This window comes from Kitasatospora sp. NPDC059577, from assembly GCF_042735475.1.
GTDB lineage: Bacteria > Actinomycetota > Actinomycetes > Streptomycetales > Streptomycetaceae > Kitasatospora.
The window spans coordinates 40,213-51,020 of record NZ_JBHWBZ010000017.1; the positions used below are offsets into that span (position 1 = coordinate 40,213).

At 72.2% G+C, this 10,808-nt stretch carries 8 protein-coding genes; 3 read left to right on the forward strand and 5 right to left on the reverse strand.

From position 1 onward, the window contains the following. Positions 1–139: 139 nt before the first annotated feature. The 3 genes from metG to ACFV0O_RS16130 all read right to left on the reverse strand — a co-directional run bounded on the left by metG (position 140) and on the right by ACFV0O_RS16130 (position 3,034). Complete coding sequence (gene metG / locus ACFV0O_RS16120; protein ID WP_380341687.1) at positions 140–1,873, reverse strand: methionine--tRNA ligase; 1,734 nt, start codon at positions 1,871–1,873, stop codon at positions 140–142. Positions 1,874–1,988: 115 nt separating this feature from the next. After that, a complete protein-coding gene (locus tag ACFV0O_RS16125) occupies positions 1,989–2,189 on the reverse strand; it encodes a DUF397 domain-containing protein (RefSeq protein WP_360257935.1) in 201 nt (66 codons plus the stop codon). Then, positions 2,186–3,034 carry a helix-turn-helix domain-containing protein gene (locus ACFV0O_RS16130; protein ID WP_380341690.1) on the reverse strand — a complete coding sequence of 283 codons (849 nt, stop codon included), beginning with the start codon at positions 3,032–3,034 and terminating at the stop codon, positions 2,186–2,188. Before ACFV0O_RS16130 ends, ACFV0O_RS16125 begins: the two co-directional genes overlap by 4 nt. Before the next feature lie 610 nt (positions 3,035–3,644). Between ACFV0O_RS16130 and ACFV0O_RS16135 the strand changes: the two genes are divergently transcribed. Then, on the forward strand, positions 3,645–5,834 hold the full coding sequence (locus ACFV0O_RS16135) for a protein kinase (RefSeq protein WP_380341693.1): 2,190 nt from the start codon (positions 3,645–3,647) through the stop codon (positions 5,832–5,834). 18 nt (positions 5,835–5,852) lie between these two features. Here the strand turns inward: ACFV0O_RS16135 and ACFV0O_RS16140 are convergent, their stop codons facing one another. Continuing rightward, positions 5,853–6,455, reverse strand: coding sequence for a GNAT family N-acetyltransferase (locus ACFV0O_RS16140; RefSeq protein WP_380341696.1), 603 nt, complete (start codon positions 6,453–6,455; stop codon positions 5,853–5,855). Positions 6,456–6,594: 139 nt separating this feature from the next. Then, on the reverse strand, positions 6,595–7,878 hold the full coding sequence (locus tag ACFV0O_RS16145; RefSeq protein ID WP_360257925.1) for an adenylosuccinate synthase: 1,284 nt from the start codon (positions 7,876–7,878) through the stop codon (positions 6,595–6,597). 126 nt (positions 7,879–8,004) lie between these two features. On the opposite strand from ACFV0O_RS16145, the gene ACFV0O_RS16150 reads away from it, so the two are divergent. After that, positions 8,005–8,850, forward strand: coding sequence for a diacylglycerol kinase family protein (locus ACFV0O_RS16150; protein ID WP_380341700.1), 846 nt, complete (start codon positions 8,005–8,007; stop codon positions 8,848–8,850). A 242-nt stretch (positions 8,851–9,092) separates the two neighbouring features. Then, on the forward strand, positions 9,093–10,676 hold the full coding sequence (gene purF / locus ACFV0O_RS16155; RefSeq protein ID WP_360257920.1) for an amidophosphoribosyltransferase: 1,584 nt from the start codon (positions 9,093–9,095) through the stop codon (positions 10,674–10,676). Positions 10,677–10,808 lie beyond the last annotated feature (132 nt).

Sequence of the window (10,808 nt, forward strand, 5' to 3'; positions counted from 1 at the left end):
GGGGGGGCGGGGCGCGGGGGGGCGGGGCGGCCCCGGGGGCCGGGGCGGGGGCGCCGCGGCGGCGCCCGCGCCGCCCCCCCCGCCGCCGGCTTCCGGTCCCGAGCCGCCCGGCCCCGGCCCTGCGGCCCCGCTGCCGGTCTCAGCCCTCGGAGCCGCCGAAGCGCGCGGTCCAGGCGGCCAGGTCCTCGTCCGTGATCTTGGCGAACAGCACCGGCGGCACCGTGAACGCCGTTCCGGCCGGCACCAGGTCCAGCGCCCGGGCCTCCTCCGGGTCCACCCAGCGGCGGGTGGCCGCCGGTGAGTCCGCGGGCAGCGCGAAGGCTCCGCGCATCGCCGCCGCGGCGGTCGGGATGAACGGCTCGGACACCACCGCGTACAGGTGGATCAGGTTCATCGCCGTCCGCAGGGTGAGCGCCGCCGCCTCCGGGTCGGTCTTCACCTGCAGCCAGGGCGCCTTCTCGTCCAGGTACGCGTTGCCCGCGCTCCACAGCGCGCGCAGCGCCTGCGCGGCCTTGCGGAAGTTGAGGGCTTCCAGCTGGGCCTCGTACTCGGCGAGCAACCCGGCGACCTGCTCGCCGAGGCGCTGTTCGGCCTCGCCCGCCGGGTGGCCGCCGGGGACGTCGTCGCCGAAGCGCTTGCGGCTGAAGGACAGCACCCGGTTGACGAAGTTGCCGAGGGTGTCGGCGAGGTCCTTGTTGACGACCGAGGCGAAGAGGTCCCAGGTGAAGCTGGAGTCGTCCGACTCGGGCGCGTGCGCCATCAGGAAGTAGCGCCAGTAGTCGGCCGGCAGCAGGTCCAGGGCGACGTCGGTGAAGATGCCGCGCTTCTGGCTGGTGGAGAACTTCCCGCCGTAGTACGTCAGCCAGTTGAAGGCCTTGACGTAGTCGACCTTCTTCCAGGGGCGGCGCGAGCCGAGGATCGTCGCCGGGAACATCACGGTGTGGAACGGGACGTTGTCCTTGGCCATGAACTCGGTGTAGCGGACGGTCCCGTCGGCCTCGTACCACCAGGACTTCCAGTCCCGCAGCTGCCCGGCCGGGGCCGCGTCCGCCCACTCCTTGGTGGCGCCGATGTACTCGATCGGGGCGTCGAACCAGACGTAGAACACCTTGCCCTCGGCGGCCAGTTCGGGCCAGACGTCGGCCGGCACCGGGACGCCCCACTCCAGGTCGCGGGTGATCGCGCGGTCCTGCAGGCCCTCGGTCAGCCACTTGCGGGCGATCGAGGAGGCCAGCACCGGCCACGAGTCGGCGTGCGCGGCGATCCAGTCCTCGACCTCCTCGGTCAGCTCGGACTGGAGCAGGAACAGGTGCCTGGTCTCGCGGACCTCCAGGTCGGAGCTGCCGCTGATCGCCGAGCGCGGCTCCAGCAGGTCGGTGGGGTCGAGCACCCGGGTGCAGTTCTCGCACTGGTCGCCGCGGGCCTTGTCGTAGCCGCAGTGCGGGCAGGTGCCGACGATGTAGCGGTCGGGCAGGAAGCGTCCGTCGGCGTTGGAGTACACCTGGCGGATGGCGCGCTCCTCGATGAAGCCGTTGCGCTGCAGTTCGCGGGCGATCTCCTGGGTGATCTCCCGGTTCTGCGGCGAGGAGCTGCGGCCGAAGTGGTCGAAGGAGAGCCCGAAGCCGTCGTACACCGCCTTCTGGGCGTCGTGCGCCCGGGCGCAGAACTCGGCGACGGGCAGTCCGGCCTCCTGGGCGGCCAGTTCGGCGGGGGTGCCGTGCTCGTCGGTGGCGCAGATGTACAGCACCTCGTGGCCGCGCTGTCGCAGGTAGCGGGAGTAGACGTCCGCCGGGAGCATGGACCCGACCATGTTGCCCAGGTGCTTGATCCCGTTGATGTAGGGGAGGGCGCTGGTGATCAGGTGCCGAGCCATCCTCGGGTGCTCCGATTTCTCCCGCACGCGCACCCCACCCGGAGTGCTGTGCCAGGCGCAGGGGTCCACTGTGGGCTGCCAAGCCTACCGCCGCCGCCGGTCCGGACGGCTGTCGTCAGGGCCGGGTGAGGTCGCCGTAGCGGTCGAACTCCCCGGCCTTCACTCCCCGGACGAAGGCGGCCCACTTGCGCGGCGTGGTCTGCACGATCACCTCGGGGCGGTCCGACTCGCGGATCTCCACCAGCCCGCCCGCCGCCCTGACCTCGACGCAGTCGGTGCTCTCTCCGCTGGCCGAGGCCTTGCGCCAGATGCTCATGAGAAGTCTTTCAGTAAGGTCCGGATGAAGTCCCGGGACTCGTCCGGCCCGAGCGCGATCGCCGCGGTCTTCTCCTTGATCCGTCGGTAGGAGTCCAATTCCGCTTCGGAGTGCACGAACTTCGGACCGTGGGAGAGGTCGATCTGGACGGTGTCGAGCTCCGGGACCGGCCCGCGGGCGAGGTAGAGGCTCTCCCCGGACCCCGTGTAGGTGGGCACGCTGAACGGGATCACCCGGATCTCCACCCCGGGCCGCTCGGAATTCTCCACCAGGCTCCGCAACTGCTCGCGGAGCACTTCCGGACCGCCGAACTGCATGCGCAGCGCGGACTCGTGCAGGAATGCGCTGTACGGCTTCGGGTGGTCGACGAAGATCTGCTGGCGCCGAATCCGGAATGCCTTCCGGACCTCGGCCTCCTGCCGGTACTGCGGGGGGAGGCGCTCGAACACCGCGGCGGCGTACTCCGGGGTCTGCAACAGGCCGGGGATGAAGGTGCTGTTCAGGATGGACAGGGACGCCGCGTGGTGTTCCATCTCCGCGATGTCGATGATCGCGTTCGGCAGCCGGCCCCGGTAGCTGTCCCACCAGTACTTGCGCCGGTCCTGCGTCATGGCGAGCAGCGCGTCGAGGTACGGGCCGTCCTCGCAGCCGCAGCTGCGCGCCCAGGTCCGCAGTCGGTCCGCGCTGATGCCCGACTTCCCGTTCTCCATCTGGGAGATCTTGGGCAGGTCGGTGCCGATGGTGACGGCCAGGGTCTTGGGCGTCACGCCCACGCGTTCGCGCATCCTGCGCAACTCGATTCCGAGGCGCTGCTGGCGCACGGTCGGCGACAAGCGGGGTGGCATGACTCTCTTCTCCGGATCGCGGCTGCGGTCGATGCTTCCGGTGAAGTGTGCCGTGCATACAGGGCCCTAGCTACCAAAATGGGGGATACCCCACGATGGAGTGAACGTTCTCCCGCTCGGTAGCAACTCTGGCACCCTGACCCTATGGTCGTCCGTGTCACTCGCTGACTTGTTGCCGCCTAAACAGTCCTCAATCAGCCGTAAATACACACCAGATGCATGGTCACGGCGCCCGACATCACCGACCGGAGACAGCCATGCCCCTTCCCTCGCCTCTCCGTCCTCCCCACCGTCCCCGTCCTTCCCGCCGCATTTCCGCGTCCCGGTGAATGGGCTTCTCGTCGCCGCATTGTCCGTACTCCTCCTGGCCGTCCTGTTCGTCGGCTGGCTGGTTTGGCTGGTGACCCTCCAGCCCCGCGAACCCCGCCCGGCGAAGCGGGGGATCGCGGCGGGCCATTCCGCTGGCGGCGAGCGGAAATGACGGCCCGTTCCCGGGCCGGCGGTGGCCGGCGGGGGCGGTGACACCCACCCCGTCGGACGGCCGTGTGCTCCCGTACGATCACCGGCGACGCCGGCGCCTCCGCCGGTGGACGCTCGCCGGGGGGACGCGATGGAGCCACTGCACGACACCGACCCGGAGGCCGTCGGCCCGTACCGGCTCTTCGCCCGGCTCGGGGAGGGCGGCATGGGGGAGGTGTACCTCGCCCGCTCGGCCGGCGGACGCACCGTCGCGGTCAAGGTGGTCCGCTCCGAACTCGCCCGGGACACGGTGTTCCGGAGCCGGTTCCGTCGCGAGGTGGCGGCCGCGCGGGCGGTGGACGCCGTGCACACCGCGCCGGTGGTCGACGCCGACCCGGACGGCCCCGCCCCCTGGCTCGCCACCGCGTACGTGCCCGGCCCGCCGCTGTCCCGGACCGTCCACGAGCACGGCCCGCTGCCGGAGCCCTCGGCGCGTGCGCTCGGCGCCCGGCTGGCCGAGGCGCTGGAGGCGATCCACGGCGCCGGCCTGGTGCACCGCGACCTCAAGCCGTCCAACGTCCTGCTCACCGCCGACGGCCCGCGGGTGATCGACTTCGGCATCGCCCGGGCGCTCGACGACGACGACCTGACCAGGACCGGTGGGCTGATCGGCTCCCCCGGCTTCATGTCCCCCGAGCAGGCCGGCGGGCTGCCGACCGGTGCCCCCGGCGACGTCTTCTCGCTCGCCTCGGTCCTGGTCTTCGCGGTGACCGGGCACGGACCCTTCGAGAGCGCCGCGGGTGTCGCCGCCCAGGTCTACAAGGTGGTGCACGAGGAGCCCGACCTGGCCGACGTGCCGCCCGCGCTGCGCGAGGTCGTCGAGCAGTGCCTGCGCAAGGATCCGGCGCGGCGCCCGCTCCCGGCGGACCTGCGGGCCCTGCTCTCCGTCGGGGCCGCCGACGGAGAGTGGCTCCCCGCCCCGGTGGCGGCCGGGCTGGCCCGCCACGCGGCGACGGTGATGAACCTGGAGGCGCCGCTCCGTGTCGGTGGGGGGCCGTCCGAGGCCCCGACGATCGCGCGCAACCGCACCCGGGTGGACGTGACGGACCCCTCGGACCCCTCGGTGCGGCCGGTGGCGCCGGTGCCGCAGGAGGGGGCCGGCTCCCGTCCGGGCGTGCTCTCCCGACGCCGGCTGCTGCTGTCCGGCGGCGCCCTGGCCGTCACCGCCGCGGCCGGCGCCGCGACCTGGGCCCTGACCCGCCCGGACTCCCCGCGCGGCGGGACGGGGGCCCCGCCCGAGCCGGTGTGGACCGTCGCCACCGAGGGCACCGACGCGGGCCCGCGCCCGGGTCTGGTGGTCGACGACCTGGTGCTGCTCCACGCGGACACCCTGCTCGCGGTGGACGCCGCCACCGGCGAGGGCCGCTGGGAGAACAGGGGCGCCGGGAACACGTCGTACCTGGTGGGCGGCAGTGACCTCTACGAACTGTCCGGCACGCTGCGCCGGTTGGCGCTCGCGGACGGTTCGGCGAGCGACGCCGCGGCCGACCTGATGGGGGCCGGCAGGGGGGTCGCGTTCGAGTCGCTGCTGGCGGCGACCGACCGGAGGCTCTACCTCAAGGTCTCCGTCGCACCGGTCGACGGCGAGGGCGCCACCGTCGTCGGGATCCTGTGCACGGACCGGGACCTGTCCGGCCGGGAGTGGTTCCAGGAGGACCCGGACTCCTCCGACCTGGACTCGCCCGGGGCGGTCGGCGGCGGCGTCCTGCTGCACCTCGACAACGGGAACGACGTGGTCGCCCGTCGCGCCGACGGTTCGGGCGGGCGGATGTGGCGGGCGGGGACGGGGAGTTCGACGCCCCGGCCGGTCCGGTGCGACGACCGGCGGGCCTACTGCGCGGTGGACGGCACGGGCCTGCAGGCGGTCGGGCTGGGGGACGGCCGGCAGGTGTGGCGCCTCGACCCGCGGGCCGGGCGGATCGGCGACTTCGCGGTGGCCGACGGCTCGCTGTACCTGAGCCTCGGCGCCCGCTCGTTCTCCGCCGTCGACGCGGAGACCGGGAAGGTCCGCTGGACCTGCCCGCTGCCCGGCGACCCGTCCGTCTCGCAGCCGCCGGTGCGGGCCGGCGGCACCGTCTTCGTCCCCGGCGAGGTCCCGCGGGAGCCGCACGCGGTGCCCTGCGTCCACGCCCTCGACGCGGCCACCGGACGCCTCAGGTGGACCTTCACCGACCCGGCGTACCAGCCCGGAGGCGAGGCCCTCGGCTGCCGGCTGAGCACCGACGGCAAGCTGGTGTTCGCCTGGATCAGGGACACGGTGTCCGCCCTGCCCGTCGGCTGAGCGCGCGTCGGCCCCGCGTCAGCCCCGCGCCAGCCGCTCCGCCAGGCGGGACTTGGCGGCCGGCCACTCGTCGGCGAGCATCGCGAAGTAGGCGCTGTCCCGCCAGGTGCCGTCGGGGCGGAGCCGGTCGCGGCGGTGGACACCCTCGAACTGCGCGCCGAGGCGCCGGATCGCGGTGCGCGAACGCTCGTTGAGGACGTCGGTCTTCCAGAAGACGCGGCCCATGCCCAGTTCCTCGAAGGCGTGGGTGAGCAGCAGCAACTTGGCCTCGGTGTTGACGGCCGTGCGCCACACCGAGCGGGCGTACCAGGTGCCGCCGATCTCCAGGTACTCGTTCTCGGCGCTGAAGTCGTGGTAGCCGGTGACGCCGACCGCCGTGCCGCTCGCGAGGTCGACGGCGGCGAAGTACACCGACTCCCCGCCCGCGGCCTCGGCGAGGCGGACGTCGAGCAGCGCGCCCAGGTCCTCCTCGGTGGCGGGCACGCGGACGGGGACCCAGCGCCAGACCTCGGGGTCGTGGCCGATGGAGTCCCAGAGGCCGGCGAGGTGGCGGCGTTCCAGCGGCTCCAGGCGGATGTGGCGGCCGGTGAGGGTGACGGGCGTGGGCAGCTTCGCGGTCATGCTCCGAACGTAGCGGCGCTCTGCACTAGATGCAATAGGTATTTGCACTAGTTCAAACTGTGGATCCCGGGCAGCGAGAAGGCCCCGCGGGACGGGTCCCACGGGGCCTTCGACGTGCCCGGCCTCCGGCCGGTCGGGCTCAGATGAACGAGTTGATCTGGATCGTCTCGTCGCGGCCCGGGCCGACGCCGATGGCCGAGATCGGCGCGCCCGACATCTCCTCCAGCGCCTTCACGTACGCCTGGGCGTTCTTCGGCAGGTCGGCGAAGGACTTGGCCTTGCTGATGTCCTCGGTCCAGCCCGGCAGCGTCTCGTAGATCGGCTTGGCGTGGTGGAAGTCCGACTGGTTGTAGGGGAGTTCCTCGACCCGCTTGCCGTCGATCTCGTACGCGACGCAGACCGGGATCTGCTCCCAGCCGGTCAGCACGTCCAGCTTGGTGAGGAAGAAGTCGGTGAGGCCGTTGACCCGGGTCGCGTAGCGCGCGATGACGGCGTCGAACCAGCCGCAGCGGCGGTCACGGCCGGTGGTGACACCGCGCTCGCCGCCGATCCGGCGCAGCGCCTCGCCGTCCGCGTCGAGCAACTCGGTCGGGAACGGGCCGGAGCCGACACGGGTGGTGTAGGCCTTGAGGATGCCGATGACCCGGTCGATCTTGGTGGGGCCGATGCCGGCGCCGGTGCAGGCGCCGCCCGCGGTCGGGTTCGACGAGGTCACGAAGGGGTACGTGCCGTGGTCGACGTCGAGCAGGGTGCCCTGGCCGCCCTCCAGCAGGACGACCTTGTCCGCCTTCAGCGCCTCGTCCAGGACGAGGGTGGTGTCGGCGAGGAAGGGCTTGATCTTCTCCGCGTAGCCCAGGTACTCCTCGACCACCAGGTCGGCCGGGATGGTGCGGCGGTTGTACAGCTTGACCAGGACCTGGTTCTTGTCGTGCAGCGCCGCCTCGATCTTCTGGCGCAGGATCGACTCGTCGAACAGGTCCTGGACCCGGATGCCGACGCGGTTGATCTTGTCCGCGTAGGTCGGGCCGATGCCGCGGCCGGTGGTGCCGATCCGGCGCTTGCCGAGGAAGCGCTCGGTGACCTTGTCCAGGGTGCGGTGGTACGGCGTGATCAGGTGGGCGTTGCCCGAGACCAGCAGCTTGGAGGTGTCGATGCCGCGCTCGTTCAGGCCGGCCAGCTCGGAGAGCAGCACGGCCGGGTCGATCACGACGCCGTTGCCGATCACCGGCGTGACGTTCGGGCTGAGGATGCCGGAGGGGAGCAGGTGCAGGGCGTACTTCTGGTCGCCGATGACCACCGTGTGACCGGCGTTGTTGCCGCCCTGGTAGCGGACGACGTAGTCGACGGAGCCGCCGAGGAGGTCGGTGGCCTTCCCCTTGCCCTCGTCCCCCCACTGAGCGCCAACGAGCACGAGTGCCGGCACAGGCGTACACCCCTTCCGGTTGGGGCATCCTGCGTAGGCCGCAGTCTGCCCCGAGATAGACGAAGCCCCTGGCGCAATGGCGCAAGGGGCTCTTGCACCGAGAGATTACCTGAGGAAGGACCGGTCGTGTCGTCCCTGTCCACGCCTGCAACCGGCGGCCCCGAGCCGCTCCTGCTGCTCCTCGACCCGGTGGCCCGGCAGACCGACGGCGAGTCGGTGCGGATCGCGAAGGACGTGCTCTGCGGGGGCGCGGACGTGAAGGTGGTCTATCCGGAGAGCCCTTCCGAACTCGACCGGGTGCTTTCGCACCGGGGTCGGCGGCGACCGGTGGTGATCGGTTCCGACCTCGCCCTGCAGCGGGTGCTGCAGGCACTGCACCGGCAGCGTGAGCTGGGCACGGAACCGGTGGGGATGGTTCCGGTCGGCCGTGCGGAGGAGCTGGCGGCGGCCCGTGCACTCGGCGTGCCGGGCGAGCCGGTCCGGGCCGCGCGGGCGGTGCTGTCGGGCGCGCCGCGCCGGCTGGACCTGTTGGTGGACGACGGCGGCGGGGTGGCGCTGGGCGGGGTGCGGATCACCGGCGGGGGCGGGCGCCGGACCGTGGGCCGTACGAGTGGCTGGCGTTCGCTATGGGCGAAACTGGCTGCGGCCGAGCAGGCGAACGCACTCACTCCGGACGGGGCCGACCACAGCCCCCGGGTCCGGGTCGAGGCCGACGGCCGGCTGCTCGCGGACGTCCACCGGCCGGTCCGGCTGGTCCAGGTCACCCTGCCGTCCGGCGCCTCGGACGGGACGGGCGAGATGGAGGTCGTCGTCCGGGCCTCCGGCGCCCTGGTGCGGGCCCGGGCGGCGAGCGTCTCGGTGGTCGGCCGCGGCTTCGGCTACGAGGCGGACGGCCACCCGGTCGGTCCGGTCCGCGCCCGGACCTGGACGGTGCACCCGGGCTCCTGGGGCCTGCTGCTGCCGGCCGCGTGAAGCCGGAGTGAACGCCGGGTGAGCAGGCTCACGTTCGGCCGCGCCCCGACCCGCTCCGTTCCGCACACGGAACTCCCCAACAGGCGCGAACCACAAGGCCAACCGCCGCCCGGCGGAATTCCGGCGAGCCGAAATCCCCAGCCCGTAAGGGGTTTTGTCTACGCGCGTTACTCACCGGCTGTCCGACAATCCCGGCATCCCGGGTTCCGGAAGCCCGTGCCAACTGCCCTAGACTCGAAGGCGTGCCACGTGGTGACGGAAGACTCAACCACGATCTTCTTCCCGGTGAGAAAGGCCCCCAGGACGCTTGCGGCGTCTTCGGTGTCTGGGCTCCCGGCGAGGAGGTCGCCAAGCTCACGTTCTTCGGCCTTTACGCCCTGCAGCACCGCGGTCAGGAATCCGCGGGCATCGCAGTGAGCAACGGCTCCCAGATTCTCGTCTTCAAGGACATGGGACTCGTCTCCCAGGTCTTCGACGAGGCCTCCCTGGGGTCGTTGCACGGGCATATCGCCGTCGGACACGCCCGCTACTCGACCACCGGTTCCTCGGTATGGGAGAACGCCCAGCCGACTTTCCGGGCGACCGTGCACGGTTCGCTGGCCCTCGGGCACAACGGAAACCTGGTGAACACCGCCGAACTGGCGGCCATGGTCGCCGAACTGCCCGGGGAGGAGCACGTCTCGCGCTCCGGCCGGACCGCCGCGACCAACGACACCGACCTGGTGACGGCGCTGCTCGCCGGCCACCCGGACCTCTCCATCGAGGAGACGGCCAAGGTCGTCCTGCCCAAGGTCAAGGGCGCGTTCTCGCTCGTCTTCATGGACGAGCACACCCTCTACGCCGCCCGCGACCCGCAGGGCATCCGCCCGCTGGTCCTCGGCCGGCTGGAGCGCGGCTGGGTGGTCGCCTCCGAGACGGCGGCGCTCGACATCTGCGGCGCCTCCTTCATCCGCGAGGTCGAGCCCGGCGAGCTCATCGCCATCGACGAGAACGGCATGCGCAGCTCCCGCTTCGCCGAGGCGAAGCCCAAGGGCTGCGTGTTCGAATACGTCTACCTGGCCCGCCCCGACACCAGCATCGCCGGTCGCAACGTCCACCTCTCCCGCGTGGAGATGGGCCGCCGCCTGGCGAAGGAGGCCCCGGTCGAGGCCGACCTGGTGATAGCGACGCCCGAGTCCGGCACCCCCGCCGCGATCGGGTACGCCGAGGCCAGCGGCATCCCCTACGGCTCCGGCCTGGTGAAGAACGCCTACGTGGGCCGCACCTTCATCCAGCCCAGCCAGACCATCCGCCAGCTCGGCATCCGGCTCAAGCTCAACCCGCTGCGCGAGGTCATCGCCGGCAAGCGCCTGGTGGTCGTGGACGACTCGATCGTGCGCGGCAACACCCAGCGCGCGCTGGTGAAGATGCTGCGCGAGGCCGGAGCCGCCGAGGTGCACATCCGGATCTCCTCCCCGCCGGTGAAGTGGCCCTGCTTCTTCGGGATCGACTTCGCCACCCGCGCGGAGCTGATCGCCAACGGCATGACCATCGAGGAGATCGGCCGCACCCTCGGTGCCGACTCGCTCTCCTACATCTCGATCGACGGCATGATCGAGGCCACCACGCAGCCCAAGGACAAGCTCTGCCGGGCCTGCTTCGACGGCGAGTACCCGATGGAGCTGCCGGACCCGGCGCTGCTCGGCAAGCTGCTGCTGGAGGCCGAGATCAAGGGCGGCCGGCAGCAGCCGGCCGTCCGCGGCAAGCCGACCAGCGGCAGCGACCCGGACGGCGTCCAGTCGCTGCTCGGCGGGGCGGGCGCGGCCGACGCGCTGCGCCGCCCGTAGCGCTCCCACGGTGGGGTCCCGCGAACCGGGACCCCCACCGCCGTGAACACCCCCCCCCCCCCCGGCCCGACCGCCCGGCTCACCCCCCCCCTCCCCCCCTAGGGGCCGCCGCAGTGCCGCGCCCCGCTCAAG

What these genes read in the sequence shown, in the direction of transcription:
- metG (WP_380341687.1), bottom strand. Translation starts at nt 1,873, where the DNA reads ATGGCTCGGCACCTGATCACCAGCGCCCTCCCCTACATCAACGGGATC.
- ACFV0O_RS16125 (WP_360257935.1), bottom strand. Translation starts at nt 2,189, where the DNA reads ATGAGCATCTGGCGCAAGGCCTCGGCCAGCGGAGAGAGCACCGACTGC.
- ACFV0O_RS16130 (WP_380341690.1), bottom strand. Translation starts at nt 3,034, where the DNA reads ATGCCACCCCGCTTGTCGCCGACCGTGCGCCAGCAGCGCCTCGGAATC.
- ACFV0O_RS16135 (WP_380341693.1), top strand. Translation starts at nt 3,645, where the DNA reads ATGGAGCCACTGCACGACACCGACCCGGAGGCCGTCGGCCCGTACCGG.
- ACFV0O_RS16140 (WP_380341696.1), bottom strand. Translation starts at nt 6,455, where the DNA reads ATGACCGCGAAGCTGCCCACGCCCGTCACCCTCACCGGCCGCCACATC.